Annotated in this window: 16 protein-coding genes; 7 read left to right on the forward strand and 9 right to left on the reverse strand. The window is 69.9% G+C overall.

Features of this window, described 5'->3' with window-relative positions; genetic code table 11:
* The first annotated feature begins 13 nt into the window (after positions 1-13).
* A complete protein-coding gene (locus KLK06_RS55375) occupies positions 14-733 on the forward strand; it encodes an SDR family NAD(P)-dependent oxidoreductase (protein ID WP_214643947.1) in 720 nt (239 codons plus the stop codon).
* Positions 734-876: 143 nt separating this feature from the next.
* On the opposite strand, the gene KLK06_RS55380 is transcribed toward KLK06_RS55375, so the two are convergent.
* From KLK06_RS55380 to KLK06_RS55400, 5 genes are all read right to left on the reverse strand, one after another.
* On the reverse strand, positions 877-2,205 hold the full coding sequence (locus tag KLK06_RS55380) for a High-affinity nickel-transporter (protein ID WP_214643948.1): 1,329 nt from the start codon (positions 2,203-2,205) through the stop codon (positions 877-879).
* A complete protein-coding gene (locus tag KLK06_RS55385) occupies positions 2,202-3,485 on the reverse strand; it encodes a lipopolysaccharide assembly protein LapB (protein ID WP_214643949.1) in 1,284 nt (427 codons plus the stop codon). Before KLK06_RS55385 ends, KLK06_RS55380 begins: the two co-directional genes overlap by 4 nt.
* A gap of 24 nt (positions 3,486-3,509) precedes the next feature.
* Positions 3,510-4,880: a DUF4331 domain-containing protein gene (locus tag KLK06_RS55390; RefSeq protein ID WP_214643950.1), complete on the reverse strand. Its 1,371-nt coding sequence runs from the start codon at positions 4,878-4,880 to the stop codon at positions 3,510-3,512.
* Between the two features lie 75 nt (positions 4,881-4,955).
* Positions 4,956-5,624 (reverse strand): hypothetical protein, encoded by a 669-nt coding sequence (locus KLK06_RS55395; protein WP_214643951.1) that lies wholly within the window; start codon positions 5,622-5,624, stop codon positions 4,956-4,958.
* 200 nt (positions 5,625-5,824) lie between these two features.
* A complete protein-coding gene (locus KLK06_RS55400) occupies positions 5,825-6,589 on the reverse strand; it encodes a hypothetical protein (protein ID WP_214643952.1) in 765 nt (254 codons plus the stop codon).
* Between the two features lie 258 nt (positions 6,590-6,847).
* Here KLK06_RS55400 and KLK06_RS55405 point away from each other — a divergent pair, with 258 nt between their 5' ends.
* Entirely contained in the window at positions 6,848-7,351 is a 504-nt protein-coding gene (locus KLK06_RS55405) for a hypothetical protein (RefSeq protein ID WP_214643953.1), read from the forward strand.
* A 3-nt stretch (positions 7,352-7,354) separates the two neighbouring features.
* Here the strand turns inward: KLK06_RS55405 and KLK06_RS55410 are convergent, their stop codons facing one another.
* Genes KLK06_RS55410 through KLK06_RS55425 form a run of 4 tightly spaced genes read right to left on the reverse strand, consistent with a single transcriptional unit; the run spans position 7,355 to position 10,695 of the window.
* Positions 7,355-8,290 (reverse strand): ABC transporter substrate-binding protein, encoded by a 936-nt coding sequence (locus tag KLK06_RS55410; protein ID WP_214643954.1) that lies wholly within the window; start codon positions 8,288-8,290, stop codon positions 7,355-7,357.
* Between the two features lie 13 nt (positions 8,291-8,303).
* Positions 8,304-8,966: an ABC transporter permease gene (locus KLK06_RS55415; protein ID WP_214643955.1), complete on the reverse strand. Its 663-nt coding sequence runs from the start codon at positions 8,964-8,966 to the stop codon at positions 8,304-8,306.
* Positions 8,963-9,610, reverse strand: a complete 648-nt coding sequence (locus KLK06_RS55420; RefSeq protein ID WP_214643956.1) for an ABC transporter permease — start codon at positions 9,608-9,610, stop codon at positions 8,963-8,965. Before KLK06_RS55420 ends, KLK06_RS55415 begins: the two co-directional genes overlap by 4 nt.
* Positions 9,607-10,695 (reverse strand): ABC transporter ATP-binding protein, encoded by a 1,089-nt coding sequence (locus KLK06_RS55425; RefSeq protein WP_214643957.1) that lies wholly within the window; start codon positions 10,693-10,695, stop codon positions 9,607-9,609. Before KLK06_RS55425 ends, KLK06_RS55420 begins: the two co-directional genes overlap by 4 nt.
* A gap of 122 nt (positions 10,696-10,817) precedes the next feature.
* Between KLK06_RS55425 and KLK06_RS55430 the strand changes: the two genes are divergently transcribed.
* From KLK06_RS55430 to KLK06_RS55450, 5 genes are all read left to right on the forward strand, one after another.
* A complete protein-coding gene (locus KLK06_RS55430; protein WP_214643958.1) occupies positions 10,818-12,299 on the forward strand; it encodes an aromatic amino acid ammonia-lyase in 1,482 nt (493 codons plus the stop codon).
* A gap of 14 nt (positions 12,300-12,313) precedes the next feature.
* Positions 12,314-13,174: a MurR/RpiR family transcriptional regulator gene (locus KLK06_RS55435; protein WP_214643959.1), complete on the forward strand. Its 861-nt coding sequence runs from the start codon at positions 12,314-12,316 to the stop codon at positions 13,172-13,174.
* Between the two features lie 69 nt (positions 13,175-13,243).
* The gene (gene hutU / locus KLK06_RS55440; RefSeq protein WP_214643960.1) at positions 13,244-14,917 is read left to right on the forward strand and encodes a urocanate hydratase; all 1,674 of its coding nucleotides are present in this window, start codon (positions 13,244-13,246) and stop codon (positions 14,915-14,917) included.
* Positions 14,918-14,952: 35 nt separating this feature from the next.
* Entirely contained in the window at positions 14,953-16,104 is a 1,152-nt protein-coding gene (locus KLK06_RS55445; protein WP_214643986.1) for an allantoate amidohydrolase, read from the forward strand.
* Positions 16,101-17,483, forward strand: coding sequence for a formimidoylglutamate deiminase (locus KLK06_RS55450; protein ID WP_374197208.1), 1,383 nt, complete (start codon positions 16,101-16,103; stop codon positions 17,481-17,483). The genes KLK06_RS55445 and KLK06_RS55450 overlap by 4 nt, the downstream gene beginning before the upstream one ends.
* Positions 17,484-17,537: the final 54 nt, after the last annotated feature.

Raw genomic sequence — 17,537 nt, forward strand, 5'->3', positions numbered from 1 at the left:
CATGGGAGGGAACATGAACAGGACCGTGCTCATCACCGGAGGCACCAGCGGCATCGGCCGCGCCGTCGCCGAGCTCTTCGCAGCCGACGGCGCCGAGGTCTACATCACCGGGCGCCGCCCCGACACCGTCGAGCCGGCCGCCAGGGAGCTGGGCGTGCACGGCATCGCCTGCGACGCGACCATGCCCGACCAGGTCGCCGAGCTCGGCGAGCGGCTGGACGGCCCGCTCGACGTGCTCGTCAACACCGCAGGGGGCCTGCCGGAGCAGTCGCCGGCCGGAACGCCGCCCCTGGAAGCGCTGGCCGCGCAATGGCAGTCAAGCGTGTCGACCAACGTGCTCACCGCGGTCCTCACCACCGCCGCGGTTCGCGACAAGCTGACCGCGGGCTCCTCGATCGCCAGCATCGGCACGATCGGCGCGGAACGCGGCGGTGGATCCTACGGCGCGGCCAAGGCTGCGCTGGCTGCCTGGAACGCTATGCTCGCCGCCGAACTCGGCCCGCGCGACATCACCTGCAACGTCATCTCCTCCGGCTATGTGACCGGCACGAACTTCTTCGGCGGCGGCATGACGGAGGCGCGCCACCAGGCGCTCGTCGACGAGACGCTGCTCAAGCGGCCGGGCACGCCCAGCGACATCGCACAGACCGTCTTCTTCCTTGCCTCGCCCGGCGCCCACCACATCACCGGACAGACCATCCACGTCAACGGCGGCGCCTTCACGACGCGTTAGGGCGGCGTTGAGGGGTGCAGGTACCAAGTCGTCGACGAGGTGGACGCGAATTCCTGGCCACGAGCCGGGGGTGAACGCAGTCCAGTTCGCCGCCGCGAAACCAGCGGCGGCGGCGCGTGGTTCGTTCCGCAGATCAACCACCTTCATACGAGAGCGGCCACCGCGCGCAACGTGACACCCGTGCCCACGAGCAGGACGAGTGTGGCGGTCATGGCGGCGCTGTACGGGCGCAACCGCTGCATCCGCCCTCCCAGAGTAAGGTCGCTCAGCCTGCGCAGGGCGAGCGCTGTAATCAGTAGCGTGACCGCCATGCCGAGTCCGTAGCACACCACGGTCAGGACGCCGAACGCAGTGCGTCCCAGTGCCATCGCGCCGAGGAGGACCACCAGGGCGGACGGGCTGGGCACCAGCCCACCGGCTACAGCCAGCGCCACGACCCCACCCGACCCCCTCCCGTGACCGTGCCCCTGACCGTGCCCGTGACCATGTCCATGACGGTGGCGGGTCCGGCTACGGAAGGCGGAGCGGAGCAGGCCGGCGCCGATCACGGCGATGAGGAGTCCGCTCGCCACGCCGAGCCAGCTCAGCACCACCTCACCGGCGATCGCGCTGGCGGCCGTGACCAGCATCCCCAGAGCCAGCACGCCCGCTGTGTGGGTGGCGGTGACCGTGGCCGCGACGGTGACGGCGTCCAGCAACCGTCGTTGCCGTCCGGCGAGGTAGGCGGCCATGACGGTTTTGCCATGGCCGGGCATCGCCGCGTGCACGGCGCCCAGCGCCAGCGACAACAGCAAGGCCAGCAGCCCGAGCGGCACGGTCAGCCGGTCGGCGCCGATCAGCGTGTTGAGCCGGTCGGCCAGCAGGCCGGCGTAGCGGGTGACGGCGTCCACACCCGGCACGTCCGCCGGCGCGCCGGAGCCGCTGTCGCCGGGCTCCGCCGTCAGGCGCGCCTGGCGTACGTCGAGTGGTGAGCTGAGCAGGTCGGCGGGGTAGTCGCGTAGCTCGCCCGACACGCTCTTCGCAGGGACGTCGGAGTCGCGCAGGCGCACGCCGTGCCCCTTGGCCGTGATCTCCCGCCAGCCCACGGTGTCGCCACGGTAGCCGTTGGCGAAGGTGAGGGCGAGCGGCCGGTCAACGCGGAGCGGCGCGGTCAGGTGGCACGTGAGCCTGCTGGTGCGCAGCCCCGCGGCGCCCGGCCGGTAGGCGAAGGAGGCGTCGGTGACGCGCCAGGTCAGCAGCCGCCCTCCGGCCTGCGCGCGGACGGCGTCACGCAACTCGGCGCAGGCGCGACGGGCGTGGGTGTCCGCAGGGCCGGTCGGCGGCTGCTGCAGGGTGGGGATCTCGGCAAGGTCCACGATGGCGAGGTGCTCGATCCTGTCGTGGTGGATCGTCAACCCGTCGTAGTGGTTGATGCTGAAGTTCCCCAGGGGATGCGCCGCCAGCACCGCGGCGGCGGCGAGTGCCGTGATCATGGCATCTCCGCGAGCAGTGCTCGCGCCCGCGTCGCCCCAGCCGGGGAGAAGTGCGGGTTGATGGACAGCGCTCTGCTCAGATGGGTGCGGGCGGCGGCAGTGTGTCCGAGCGCGTGCTCGATCTCGCCCCGGTGGTAGGCGAACAGCGCGTTGCGCCCGCCGAGCGCGTCAGCTCGGGCGGCGTAGGTGGCGGCCTCGGCGTGGCGCTCGGCCTGGTGCAACGCCCACCCGAGCGCGTCGGCGACCTCGACGCTCCGGCGTCGTTTCCATTCCGCCCGCAGGTGCCGGACCGCGGCATCCGCGTCACCGTGGTTCGCCTCGAACATGCCCATGGCCAGGCCATCGACTGCTCCGTTCGCGGCCAGCAGCTTCTGCTGGGCGGTGAAGACGGCGTACTGCCGCCTGGCCCCGTCCCCGTCGCCGAGGTGCTCGAGCAGTTCCCCGTATTCGACGACGAACGACGGGGAGCGCGCGACGGCGGTGGCGTAGTCGCGCAGGGCCTGGTCGGTGTGGCCGCGCGCGGCCTCCGCGCGCGCCTTGCTAGCCCTCGACGCGACGTGTTCGGGGTCGGCGGCCAGCGCCTGGGTGTAGGCGGTGAGTGCGGTTCGAGGGTCGCCGTTGTTCCAGGAGAGCTCGCCGAGTTGCCATTGGCAGAAGGCATACTCGGCGGCGTCGCCGGGGATCGCGCAGGCGCGGCGCAGCACCTCGCGGGCGGGGCCGGGCCTGCCGCGCAGGTGTTCCAGACGGGCGGCCCTGGTGAAGGAGGCGAGGTCGGGGCGGCCGTCGAGCATGCGGCGCAGCGCGGTCTCGGCCTGTTCGTACTGGCCGAGTTCGAGGTAGGCGTCGGTGAGCACGCCGTACAGAGCCCAGCGGAACGGCGCCTCCTTGCGGGCCTGCTCGGCCCAGCGCACCGCGCCGGCGAAGTCGTGCCGGGCGTTGGCCAGCGCGCCCATGCCGATCACGGCGTCGATGTACGGCTGCCCGTCGCCGGTGGGCTGGCGCAGTGAACGTTCGAACGCGCCCTGGGCCTTGCCGTAATAGGCGGTGTCCGTGGTGCGGCGGGCCTGCTCCAGGTACATGCTGCCGAGGCTCGCCCAGACCGCCGCGTCGTCGGGCTGACGGCGCAGGTGCGTCTGGGCGGCCTCGATCGATCCGGCCAGGTCGTACGGTGACCAGTCCGCCGGTGCGGGAGGCGGCTCGTCCCGGCGCAGGAGTCCGCCGGGGGCGTACAGGGTCAGCAGGACGCAGCCCAGCAGCATGCATCCCAGCAGGGGCAGCAATCGCCGTACGCTACTCATCGTGGTTCAGCCGGTGGCGGTGACGGGCAGCGCCAGGTAGGGGAAGCTGCCGGTGATGGGCCTGAGCAGGAACGCCGGGTTGTCCTCGGCGATGAGGCCCGGCGCGCCCCGGCCGGCGGGTTCGCCCAGGAGCATCCGCAGGTTGACGGTCACGACGTCGTCGATGAGGCGGCGGCCGTTGGGATAGCCCTGGGCGTCGCCCTTGAGGATGCCGTACTTGTCGGGTGCGGTGGCGACGGGCGTACTCATGTTGAGCCGCAGTTCCTCCGCCTTGGCGACGCGCGGGGCGTCCTGGTTGAGCAGGTGGGAGTTGAGATCCTGCTTGATCGGCCCGTCCGCCCGCGTGGTGAGGCCGGTGAGGTAGATCTGCTCCAGGTCCTTGCGCGGGGCCGGCGGCGCCGTGACATTCGCCTGCTTGGCGACGACCTTGGCCTGGTCGGGGTCGAGCGTGGACGGCACGACGAGGTTGCCGCTCTCGTCACCGTCCGGCCGCACGGTGTTGAAGTGGTCGCGCTGCTTGAGCGGGATGATCACTTCGTTGAAGTTGGGGTTACCCAGCCGTGAGACCTGCCTGTAGTCGGCCGATCCTGAGCCGAGCAGGCCGCTCGACTTGCGGGAGGCGGTAGTCCAGACGCCGATGACCGGGTTGCGGGCCGGGTCGCCGCCGAGCGCCAGCTCCGACTTGGGGAGCTGCAGGGCCAGGGAGCTGACGTTCATCGGCACCCCGGTCTTGACGGGGAAGAACGGGAGCCCGAACCTGAGCAGGTTGACGGCGCGGTTGTCGGAGTAGAACGGGTCGGCGGCGGTGCCGGTGAACACCTTGCCCCCGCCGGGCAGGTCGACGACGGCCTTGCGGCGGACCGAAAGGTAGCCGGGAGCGCCCATGTCGGTGGGGGCGGCGTACCCGTCGCGGACCAGGGTCTCCGCCTTGCCGTCGCGCAGCCTGGTCAGCGTGTAGCTCTGCTCGACCAGGGAGTCCAGTGGGCCGGCCTTGTGCTCGCGCTTGCGGATGAAGGAGGGCACCGGCAGGCCCTTGTTGGCGAAGGTCCATCGGTAGGTGACGGCGGCCTTGCCGGTGCCGGTGTTGTCGACGTGCACCTCATAGCGGGCGTCGGTGTCGAACTGGTACGGCTTGTACGGAGCCTGGAAAGGGATGTAGTTGGCCACGATCGTGACCGTGTCCTGCCGTTCCGGGCTGGTGAAGGCGTACAGGTCGGTGGCGTCGACCTGCTTGTTGAGGGTGGTGGCGGGGGCGTCCCAGTGGCTGGTCGCGGTGCTCGGACGCATCGTGGGACCGAGGAGCACCGTGGCCGTCAGGACGGCGATGGAGGCGCCGGCGATCCACGCCCACCGGCTCCGAGCGCTGGTCAGTTGCATCTGTCTCTCGATTCGCGAGTACCGGGCCGTGCCCCGGAGGCACGGCCCGGTGGAGCTCAGGTCAGGGGGCGTCGCCTACGGCACGTACTGGACGACCGCGTCGAGGTTGGCCAGGTAGTCGCCCTCGTTCAGCGAGATGCCGGTCAGGTCCTTGACCGTCCGGCTGAGGTACGCGCTGGTGTAGAAGGGCCAGTACTTGGGTCCGATGCCGCCCTCGAGCGGGCGCGGCGTGGGCACGTTCCAGGCGAACTCGTGCAGCTTGTACGTGGCCACGAGCTGCTCGCCCTGAGGCTGCCCGTCGATCTCCACCTGGGCGTGTGTCCCGTCGGCACGCAGGTAGATGTCGTGGATGGCGACCTTGTGCCCGCTCTTGACGTCATTGACGATGAAGCCGCCGGGGTAGTAGACGCCGTTGCACGGGTCGATGTGGTCCTGCTTCCAGCCGATGGGCATATAGATGCCTTTGTTACCGGGCTTGGCCTCGATGGGCGCGATGCCCTCCACCTGCACGCCGCGCTCATTGAAGAGTTTGACGATGTCGGAGCCGAAGTCGAAGTTCGCGTGTCCCTTGGGGCCGAAGTACGGAAACCGGAAACAAGAAGCGCTGGGCGGCGGGATGGACGGTGCGCCGGCCACACCGGAGGGCGGTTGGAACGGACCGGCATGGGCGGCGGAGACCGGCGCGGCGGCGAAAACCACGGCGCCGATCACGATCGTTTGAGCGACGCGAACAAGAGCACGCACGGCGTGACCTTTCGTCGGTGAGAGACATCGAAGTGCCTCTGACGTGCAGTGACTCGCTAAAAGTAGTTGCCTAATCACTCTCTGTAAAGGAATCTTCAAAAGCTCACCACGAAAATTCGCCCTGAATTCGGGCATGGGAAAAGCAATTAATGGCGCAGTGGTAGTGAGGAGGGAAATCGCCGACAAAAGTGGGACGGCGCTTAGAAGAAAGCTCCTGGCTTCGGCAGGGCCAGGCCGGAGCCGCCCTGCCCCCGGATGGCGTCGCTGATGACCTTGAGCCCGAGCATGCCGAGCGAGGAGCCGGACTTCACGGGCCGGCTGGGCGGGCCCTGCCAGGCGATGTCCAGGTCGGCCCAGTGCATGTCGCCGTGGAACTTGGTGCCGAGTTCCTTGTTGAGGTCCGAAGCCCAGCCCCGATCCATGGACAGGATGACCTTGAGCGGGCCGACGCCTCCGTTGTGCGGGACGAAATTGCCGGGGGTCAGGGCCTGCGGGACGCTGAAGTTCACCATGGCCAGCTCACCGCCGAGCCGGGGTTGCCCGTTGACGGTCGGTGTGGCGAAGAACTTGCTGTCACCCATGGCCGCGAACAGCACCCAGAAGGTGTCGATCTCGTACGTCGCGCCCGTCTCGTCGTTACTGAAGCGGAACCCGCCGGGGTAGCAGACCCGCCCGCTGGGCGTCTCGATGTTGTCGTACCGTTCGCCGATGGGCATCCAGGCGGCGGTGCCGCCGTCGACCAGCTCGATCGGGTCCAGCGTCTCGAACCTGATTCCGGCCCTCCTCAGCTCGTTGAGGAACTCGGTGGAGAAGGTGGCTTTCGCGCTGCCCTCCTTGGAGAGGTAGCTGCCGATCTGCCCTTCGGAGAGGCAGCCGCGTGGAGCCGCCATCGCGGGGTGGGCGGACAGGAGGGCGGCGGCCAGGGCAGTGCCACCGGCGATCAGGGCCGCACGATTCAAGCGCATGCTTGTTCTCCTTCGGGGGAGCAGGGGGACGGTGCATCGCGATTACAGACAGTAGTTATGACATCACATAGAGCCGCTGTCTGATAGATGCCGTCCAGCCTTCGTTCGGCGGATCAGGGTCCGCTGAGCGGATGATGCCGCCTCTCCCGGGCATGCGTGATCGACTTGTCGGCAGATCCTGGGAAGTCCTGCGCCAAGTCTGTACATGCCAGCGCCCGTCGATCGGCTGATCGGACGGGCGCAAAGCACACTGCACTCATGAACGGGCGTGAAACGGGTGCGGCGTCGGAGCGGGTGCACTCCGGGGGTGCCGTGTACGGGTCGCTACTGGCGGCTTCCGTGGTCGCCGGCTCCGCTGCGGAGGGCGGACCGCCGACCCCGGCGGATCTCGTGATTCTCCTGATAAGTACGGGGGTGGTGTTCTGGATCACCCACGTTTACGTCCAGGTAGTGGGTGCTGGATATCCCGCCAAGCCCCTTACATGGGGAAACCTGCGGGCGGTCGCCAAGAGCGAATGGCCGCTGGCACAGGCTTCGTTTCCGCCCTCCATAGCCGCCACTCTGGCGTCTGGGCTGGGCATGTCCAACACAGTGGCGGCCTGGGCGGCGCTGTGTGTCGCGGTGGCGAGCCAGGTCGGCTGGGCTGTTACGGCCGCGGTCCAGACCGGCGCTTCCAGAAGCGTCGTTGTCGTTTCCGGAATCGCCAACCTCATCCTCGGCCTAGCCATTGTCGCGCTAAAGACCGTGGTTGCCGGACATTAAGGATCAGCTCGACAGGCCGTGGGCCTTGACCCACTCGGTGGCGACCTCGTCGGGGTCCTTGTGGTCGTTGTCCACGAGCGAATCGAGCTTGCTCAGCTCCTCGGTGGTCAGCGCGGTGTTCAGCTTGGCCAGAGCGGTTTTGACCGTGTCGGTGGCCTTGTCGGTGCGGATCAGCGGGACGACGCGCTGGGCCGGGATGAGGTGCTTCGGGTCGGCCAGTACGACCCAGCCGTTCTTCGCGATGTCCACGTCGGTGCTGAAGAGGTTCCCCATATCGATGCCGCCGCTCTTCAAGGCTCCCTTGACCAGCGGTCCGCTGGCGTCGAGGGACTTGAACCCCTTGAACTCGACACCGTAGACGTCCTTGAGCCCGACCATGCCGACCTGGCGGGTCTTGACCTCCGGGGGGCCGCCGAAGACCAGCTTGCCGTTGTGCTTGGCCAGGTCGGCGAGGGTGCTGAGGCCGTACTTGGTCGCGGTCTCCTTGGTGACGGTGAAGACGTCCGCGTCCTCGGCGGCCGAGGGCGGCAGGATCGTCAGTCCCTGCGGCAGCTTGGCGGTGAGCGCCTGCTGCAGGGCGTCGGAGTCGCTCGCGGTGGCCTTGGGGTCGAAGTGCAGCAGGAGGTTGCCCTGGTATTCGGGCAGCAGGTCGATGTCGCCGTTCTGCAGCGCGGGCACGATGATCTCCCGCGAGCCGAGGTTGGGCTTGACCGTCGTCTTCACGCCCGCGGCTTCGAGGACGTCGGCGTAGAGGTAGCCGAGGATCTGGTTCTCGGAGAAGTTGGCCGTACCGATCACCATCGTGGAGTCCGGCGCCGCGGCGGCGGATCCTGTGGCGGATGGCGGGGTGTTCAGGCTGGTCGTGCCGCCGCCGCAGGCGGCCAGTACGGGGAGTACGGCGAGGGCGAGCGCGCCCGCGACGAAGTTCCTGGGATTCATGAAGAAGGCTCCATCAAGTAAGGCGGTGGCGGAAGAGGATGCGGTGGATTCCGGCGAGGATGAGGTCCACGGCCACAGCGAGGGCCGCGACGAGGACGGCGCCGCCCAAGACCTGGGTGAGGTCGCGCTGGGCGAGTCCGTCGAAGATGTACCGGCCGAGACCGCCGAAGCTGACATAGGCCGCGATGGTGGCGGTCGCGATGACCTGTACGGTCGCCAACCGCACCCCTGTCATGATCAGCGGGGCGGCGAGGGGGATCTCCACCCGCCACAGGGACTGAAGCCCGGTCATCCCCATGCCGCGGGCGGCGTCCTTGGCGTCCGCCTCGACCGCGGCCATGCCCGCGTAGGTGTTGGTCACGATCGCTGGGATGGCCAGCGCGACCAGGGAGATGTACACCGGGGTCATGCTCAGACCGCTGACCAGGAAGACCAGGGTGACGATGCCCACGGTCGGGAGGGCCCGACCGAAGCCCGAGAGGTTGATGGCGAGGAACGCGCCCCGCCCCGTGTGGCCGATGAACAACCCGATGGGCAGGGCGATCAGCGCGGCGACGAGAGTGGAGAGCAGAGAGTACTCCACGTGCTCAAGCAGCCGCTGGGCGATGCCTTCCGGGCCGGCCCACTGGCCGGCGGAGGTCAGCCAGGCGGCCAGTTGGGAGAAGAGATCCGTCATGCGCGCGCTCCCTTGCGCATCCAGGGGGTGCAGAGCCATTGCACAAGGACGAGCACCGCGTCGGCGGCCAGCGCGAGCAGCAGCGTGAGTACCACTCCGGCGAGCACGGGGGTGGGGAAACTGCGCTGGAAGCCATCGGTGAACAACTGGCCGATGCCGCCGTATCCGATGTAGCTGGCCACGCTGACCAGGGAGATGGTCATGACGCTGGCCACCCTGACCCCAGCCATGATCACCGGTAGGGCGAGCGGGAACTCGACCTTCAGCAGGGTGCCGAGTCTGCCCGTGCCCATGGCAAGGGAGGCCTCCCGGACCTTGGCGGGCACGCTGTCGAGCCCCTCGACGGTGTTGCGGAGCAGGACGACCAGGGTGTACACGGTCAGCCCGGCGATCGCGGTCGTCCTGGTCAGTCCCGTGATCGGCAGCAGCAGGACGAACAGGGCCAGCGACGGCACCGTGAACATGATGTTGGAGATGCCGAGCAGCAGTCCGCGCAGCGGACGGACCCGGTGGGCGACCACGGCGAGCGGCAGCGCGATCAGCAGGCCGAGCAGCACGGCGGGGACCGCCGTCGCCAGGTGGTCCAGCGTGAGCGCCAGCAGGTCGTCGGTGTGCGTGGTGAGCCAGCCCCACTCGATGATCATGCGAGGCTCCGCTGATGGGCGTGCACGACGTCGTCTCTGGACGCCCCGACCAGCACGCCCGCCGCGTCCACCCGCACCGCCATCCCGGTGGGAGAGGAGACGGTCTCGTTGAGCGCCGAGAGCAGTGAGTCGGAATCGGTCAGGCCGCGCACCGGGGTCAGGGCCGCCTGCCCGATCGCATCCGACCCGTCGAGCGCGTCGACGTCCAGCCAGCCCGCGGGCTTGCCATCGGGGGAGACCGCGAGCAGCCACCGCCCCGTCGCCTCCGCGCGCGCCTGCGCGGCCGTGTCCGTGGTCTTCACCGCTGCGATCGGCTCGTACGGCACATTCTGCAGCGAGATGAGAGACAGCAGCTTCAGCCCGCGTTCCGCCCCGAGGAATCCGGCGACGAAGTCGTCGGCCGGCCGGGCGAGCAGTTCGGCGGGCGGGGCGAACTGGACCATGTGCCCGCCGGTGCGGAAGACCGCGATGCGGTCGCCGAGCCGTACGGCTTCGTCGATGTCGTGGGTGACGAAGACGATGGTCTTGTGGAGTTCGGCCTGCAGCCGGATCAGCTCGTCCTGGAGCAGGGTCCGGACCACCGGGTCGACCGCTCCGAACGGCTCGTCCATGAGCAGGACGGGCGGGTCGGCGGCCAGCGCGCGGGCGACGCCCACGCGCTGTTGCTGGCCGCCGGAGAGCTGATGGGGATAGCGTTTGCCGGACTCGGCGGCCAGGCCGACGACCTCAAGCAGCTCGGCGGCCCTGGCGCGGGCCTTGCGCCGGCCCCAGCCGAGCAGCGTCGGCACGGTGGCGATGTTGTCCAGGACCGTACGGTGCGGGAACAGGCCGGCCTGCTGGATGACGTATCCGATGCCGCGCCGCAACTGAGCCGCGGGCAGCTCTCGTACGTCGCGCCCGCCCAGGCTGACCGTACCGGAGGTGGGATCGACCAGCCGGTTGATCATCCGGAGCGTGGTGGTCTTGCCACAACCGGAGGAGCCGACCAGCACCGTGATGCCTCCTTCGAGGAACTCCACGGAGAGGTCGTCCACGGCTGTCGTGCCGTTGGCGAACCTCTTGGTGACTGACTCGAATCGGATCATGGACACCGCCCTTGCCGCTCTGCATGTATTCATGCAGACTCAAGCACGAATGAAGATGTGTCAATAGTCGGTTTTATGCAGGTGAAGAGGAGTTGAAGATCGTGGCGTCTCAAATCGTAGGCGTGGGCGTCCCACAGATCGAGCTCAACGGACATGGCCTCGACAGCCAGACGGTCGCGTTGATCGCCGACGGCGGAGCCGGCGTGGAGGTGCCCCCGCTCGCCTACGAGAAGGTCGAACGGTCGTGGCACAGGGCCGCCGACCTCGTCGCCACCGGGCGCGTCTACGGACGCAGCACCGGCGTCGGCGCCAACCGCACCCTGGAGGTCGATCCCGCCGACTTCGACCTGCACGGTCTGCGTCTGCTGCGCAGCCACGCGGGCGGGATAGGGGCACTGCTGCCGGCGAGGCAGGTCCGGGCGATGATGATCGTCCGGCTCAACCAGCTCCTGGTGGGAGGCGCCGGGCTCCGTCCCGAGGTGGTCCGCGGGCTCGCCGTGGCGCTCCAGGCCGGAGTGCACCCGCCGGTGAACGAGTACGGCGCGGTCGGCACCGGCGATCTGGCCGCGCTGTCCCAGCTCGGACTGGCCCTCGCCGGAGAGCACCCCTGGCACGGCGGTCCCACCCCGCCACCTCCGATCAGCCTCGAAACCGGTGACGCACTGGCTCTGATCAGTAGCAACGCCCTCACCCTGGGACAGGCGTCGCTGGCCCGCCACAGCCTGGAACGCCTGCTCAGGGCCACCCATGTGGTGGCCGCGCTCTCCCTGCTGGCCGTCGACGGCTCACTGGAGGCCTTCGCCGAGCCGGTGCACGCCGCGCGCCCGCATCCGGGCAACGTCCGTACTGCCGCCGAGGTCCGCCGGCTCGTCGGTGCGCCGGATCGGCCCGCGCCACCGACCGGCCGCATCCAGGACCCGTACGCCTTCCGCTGCTTTCCCCAGATCCACGGGCCGGCCTTGGAAGCCTCCGACGCGCTGGAGCGGGTGCTGGCCGTCGAGCTCAACGCGGGCGCGGAGAACCCCTTGATCAGCGCGGACGGCCTTCACGGCGGGCCGGCGTCGTACCATCACGGGGGTTTCTTCTCGGCGCACGTGGCCCTCGCGCTGGACCAGTTGTCTCTCGCGCTCCTGCCGACCGCGCGGCTGTCGGCGGCGCGGCTGGCGGCCCTGGCGGAGCCGGGCATCACGGGGCTGCGACCGTTCCTCGCCGATGGGGCGTCGGCCGGATCCGGGGTGCTCATCCTCGAATACAGCGCGAACGCCGCCCTCGCCGAGCTGCGGAACGCGGCGACTCCGGCCTCGTCCGGCCATGCCGTACTGTCGCGGAGCGTGGAGGAGGCCGCGAGCTTCGCCTCGCAGGCCGCCCGCCAGGTCCTGCGGACTGTCGAGGCGTTCCGGCTGGTGCTCGGCTGCGAGCTCGTCGCCGCCGTCCGCGCCCTGCGTCAGCTTGACTCGAACAGGGTGAAGGCGGCCTGGGACTTGCCGGTAGGCCGCGCGTACGCGCTGGTGGACGACAATCTTGAGCTATCGATGGAGGACCGGCCGCTCACGGCGGACGTCTCGGCGGCTGCCGGTCTCCTCGACGCACTGGCCGATCTGTAGACCCCTGGAGAGTCATGAACACGGACGATGTCGCGCCGGAGGCACGCTTGCTGCGCCTGTTCGAAGGGCATCGGCTGACCCCCGCCCAGCGGCGGATCGCGCATTGCCTGGTGCAGCACGCCGGGCAGGCGGCCTTCCTGTCCAGCGTGGAGATCGCCGAGCTCGCGGGGGTGAGCCAGCCGTCGGTGACCCGGTTCGCGATGACCCTCGGGTTCGACGGCTACCCCGCGCTGCGTAAGCAGATCCGCGAGCTCGGCCTGCCCGACTCGGCGGGCCGGAGCGAGACGGGCGAGGGCGCCGTCCTGAGCGAGACCCAGCGGGCGGTACGCACCGAGATCGCCAACCTGCAGCACCTGGCCGGTTCGCTGTCGGACATGACGGCGATCGTCAAGGCCGCCCGGCTGCTGGCACCCTCCCGGCCGCTGCTCGTGCTCGGCCTGCGCGCGGCCGCGGCGCAGGCCGCGGGCTGGGCCTACTTCGCCGCCAAGGTCCACCCCGACGTGCGCCTGCTCAACGAGGGCGGTTCCATGCTCGCCGACCGCATCGAGCAGGCGGCCGACGCCGGGGCGAGCGCCCTGCTCTGCTTCGCCCTGCCCCGCTACCCCGCCGAGCTGATGGACGGCCTGTCCGCCGCCAAGAAGGCGGGGCTGAGCGTGGTCACCATCGCCGACAACGCCTTCGCGCCGTCGGCGGACCTGTCCGACGTGGCTCTGCCGGCGCCGGTCGGCACGGAACTGGTCTTCGACACGGCATGCGCCCCCATGATGCTCGGCCGGGTCCTGCTGGAGACCATGGTCGACGAGATCCCCGGCGCGCAGGCCCGCCTGGAGGCGTTCGAGCAGTCAGCGGCATCGCGCGGCCTGTTCACGGACTAGCTATTGACTGAATGTATTTATTCAAGATAGACATGCATGAATAGTTATGCAGTTGGGGAGGTCAGGAACATGGACCAGAGCAGCGGTCCGCGCCCGGTTCGGGCTCCACGTGGCACGACGCTCAACACCCAGGGATGGCAGCAGGAAGCCGCCCTGCGGATGCTCATGAACAACCTCGACCCCGAGGTCGCCGAGCATCCCGACAAGCTCGTCGTGTACGGGGGCACCGGCAAGGCGGCCCGTGACTGGCGCTCCTACGACGCGATCGTCCGCACGCTCGGCACGCTGAAGGCCGACGAGACGCTGCTCGTGCAGTCGGGCCGCCCGGTGGGCGTGATGAGCACGCACGAATGGGCGCCGCGAGTCCTCATCGCCAACTCCAACCTGGTCGGAGACTGGGCCACGTGGCCGGAGTTCCGGCGGCTGGAGCAGCTCGGCCTGACCATGTACGGGCAGATGACGGCCGGCTCCTGGATCTACATCGGCACCCAGGGGATCCTCCAGGGCACCTACGAGACGTTCTCGGCCGTGGCCGCCAAGAAGTTCGGCGGCACACTGGCCGGGACGATCACCCTGACCGCCGGGCTGGGCGGCATGGGCGGCGCCCAACCGCTGGCCGTTACCATGAACGGCGGGGTGGCCATCTGCGTCGACTGCGACCCGCGCTCCGTGGACCGGCGCATCGAACACCGCTACCTCGACGTCAAGGCCTCGTCGCTGGACGACGCGCTGCGGCTGGCCTACGAAGCGCGGGACGCGCGCCGGCCGCTGTCCATCGGCGTGGTCGCCAACGCGGCGCAGGCCGTACCGGAGCTGCTCGCGCGCGGTGCGGAGATCGACATCGTCACGGACCAGACGTCGGCGCACGACCCGCTGATGTACCTCCCGATCGGCGTGGCGTTCGAGGACATGACCGCCGAGGCGGACAAGGACCCTTCCGGGTTCACTGAGCGCGCCCGACACTCGATGGCCCAGCACGTGGAGGCGATGGTCGGCTTCCAGGACGCCGGGGCCGAAGTGTTCGACTACGGCAACTCGATCCGGGGTGAGGCCCAGCTCGCTGGTTATGGGCGGGCCTTCGACTTCCCCGGCTTCGTGCCCGCCTACATCCGGCCGCTGTTCAGCGAGGGCAAGGGGCCGTTCCGCTGGGCGGCTCTGTCGGGCGACGCCCAGGACATCGCCAAGACGGACCAGGCGATCCTGGATCTGTTCCCGGAGAACGAGTCGCTGGCCCGCTGGATCCGGCTGGCGGGGGAGCGAGTCCACTTCCAGGGCCTGCCCGCGCGCATCTGCTGGCTCGGGTACGGCGAGCGGGACAAGGCCGGCGACCGGTTCAACGACATGGTGGCCCGTGGCGAGATCTCCGCTCCGCTGGCCATCGGCCGTGACCACCTCGACTGCGGCAGCGTCGCCTCGCCGTACCGGGAGACCGAGGCCATGCTCGACGGCTCCGACGCCATCGCCGACTGGCCGCTGCTGAACGCCATGGTCAATGTGGCCTCCGGCGCGTCGTGGGTGTCCATCCACCACGGCGGAGGCGTCGGCATCGGCCGTTCCATCCACGCCGGGCAGGTCACGGTCGCCGACGGCACCGCGCTCGCGGGCGAGAAGATCCGCCGGGTGCTCACCAACGACCCGGGCATGGGCGTCATCCGGCACGTCGACGCCGGCTACGACCGGGCCACCGAGGTCGCCCAGGAGCGCGGCGTGCGGATCCCGATGCGTGAGGGCGACGAGGCGTGATCGATCCTTCGCAGGTTGAGGGCAATTTCCGGGGGATGTGGCGCGAGCTCCTGCCTGTCGGCCGGTATGACGCGACCGGCGGATATCGCCGCCATGCCTGGAACGCGGCCGACGGCGAATGCCGGGCCTGGTTCAGGGAGCAGGCGCTGACGAGGGGCTTGACGTACGAGGTCGACCGGAACGGCAACCAGTGGGCCTGGTACGGCGACCCCTCGGCTGGGGACGCTGTCGTCACCGGCTCCCATCTGGACTCGGTGCCTGACGGAGGAGCGTATGACGGGCCGCTTGGCGTCGTGTCGGCGTTCGCGGCCCTGGACGCGCTCCGGGATCAGGGCACCGATGGTGGCCGCCGCCCGCTCGCGATCGTGAACTTCGGTGATGAGGAGGGTGCCAGGTTCGGCGTGGCCTGTGTCGGGTCCCGGTTGATGGCGGGGGTTCTGGAGCCGGGTCACGCGCGGTCTCTAAGGGACCAGGACGGCGTTCTGCTCGGCGACGCGATGGAGCGTGCGGGACATGACCCCGCTGTGATCGGCCGTGATGACGAGCGGCTCGCGCGCATCTCCGCCTACGTCGAGCTCCACGTCGAGCAGGGGCGGAACCTGGGCGACGCGCCGGTCGGCGTCGCGTCGGCGATCTGGCCGCACGGCCGGTGGCGCTTCGATTTCCACGGAGAGGCCAACCACGCGGGCACGACTCGCCTGGAGGACCGCCGCGATCCGATGCTGGCCTACGCTGCCACGGTCCTGAACGCCCGCGAGCAGGCGAGGCTCGCTGGGGCGCTCGCCACCTTCGGGAAGATCTCCGTCGAGCCTAACGGCACCAACGCCATCGCCTCCCGCGTGACTGCTTGGCTGGACTCGCGGGCTGCCGACTCCGCCACTCTCGACATGCTGGTGAAAGAGATCATTCATCAGTCGGGGGCGGAGGTCACCCGCGAGTCGTACACGCCAGTGGTCGAATTCGACCGGCCGCTCAGGGACCGCCTGGCGGGCCGGCTTGGTGGGGTTCCCGTTCTGCCGACCGGGGCGGGGCACGATGCGGGCATTCTCGCCTCTGTCGTTCCCACGGCCATGCTCTTCGTACGGAATCCGACCGGCGTCTCGCACTCTCCGGAGGAATACGCCGAGGAGACCGACTGCCTCGCCGGCGTGGCCGCCTTGGCCAGCGTCCTGGAGGACCTGCTGTGAACGGCCGGTTCTGGGCGAGGTACGCGTGGACCGGCGCGTCGTCGGAGCCGGGCGCGTTGGAGTCAGGTGCGTCGGAGGCCACCGCGTTGGGGTCCGGTGCGCTGGAGTCCGGCGTGCTCATCGAGGTCTCGGCGGGTCGTATCGCCTCCCTACAAGCGGGCAGCGCGCCAGGCGATGCCGTCGTCCTAGACGGCCTGGTCATCCCCGGGCTGGCCAACGCCCATTCGCACGCCTTCCATCGGGCGTTGCGCGGGGCCACGCAGCTCGGCGGCGGCACCTTCTGGACCTGGCGCGAGACCATGTACCGGGTCGCGGCGGCCCTCACCCCCGACCAGTACCTGGAGCTGGCGCGGGCGGTCTACGCCGAGATGGCCCTCGCGGGGATCACCTGCGTCGGCGAGTTCCACTACCTCCACCACGCTCCCGGAGGCGTCGCCTACGACGACCCGAACGCGATGGGAGAGGCGCTCATCGAGGCGGCCGCCCAGGCCGGCATCCGGATCACCCTGCTCGACACCTGCTACCTCTCGTCGGGGTTCGGCGCTGCACCGGACGAGACCCAGCTCAGGTTCAGCGACGGCTCAGGGGAGGCGTGGGCCGAGCGGGTCAGCGGGCTGAAGGAGCGCGATCACGCCCGCGTCGGCGCGGCCGTCCACTCGGTCCGAGCCGTTCCCGCCAACCAGCTCGGGGTGGTCGGCGCGTGGGCGGCGCAACGGCACGCCCCGATCCACGCGCACGTGTCCGAGCAGCCCGCCGAGAACGAGGGCTGCCTGGCGGCGTACGGAGTCACGCCTACGCGCCTGCTCGCCGACCACGGGCTGCTCGGGCCGCGTACCACCGCCGTACACGCCACACACCTGACCCCGGAGGACATCGCACTGCTCGGCGGCTCCGCCACGACGGTGTGCATGTGCCCCACGACCGAGCGCGATCTCGCCGACGGCATCGGACCCGCTCGTGAGGTGCAGGCTGCGGGATCGCCGCTGTCGCTCGGCAGCGACAGCCAGGCCGTCATCGACCTGTTCGAGGAGGCTCGGGCCATGGAGCTGAACGAGCGGCTGCGCACCCGCCGCCGCGGCCACTGGACGGCGGACGCGCTCCTACGGGCCGCCACCGCCGACGGCCACGCGTCCCTGGGCTGGCCGGAGGCGGGCACGCTGAAGGTCGGCGCGCTCGCCGACCTCGTCACGATCTCCCTCGACTCGGTCCGGACCGCGGGCCCGCTTCACGGTGCAGAGACCGCCGTCTTCGCGGCCACCTCCGCCGACGTCAGCGACGTCGTCACGGGCGGCCGTGTGATCGTACGGCGCGGCGTACACCAGCTCGTTCCCGACGTGGCGGGCGCGCTGCGGCAGGCTCTCGCACGGTTGGCGCCATGAGTCGGGCAGCTGGTGGCATGACTCGATCGGCTGGCGGTGCGGCTCGCGCGGTTG

The organism is Nonomuraea sp. NEAU-A123 (genome assembly GCF_018603905.1).
Lineage (GTDB): Bacteria > Actinomycetota > Actinomycetes > Streptosporangiales > Streptosporangiaceae > Nonomuraea.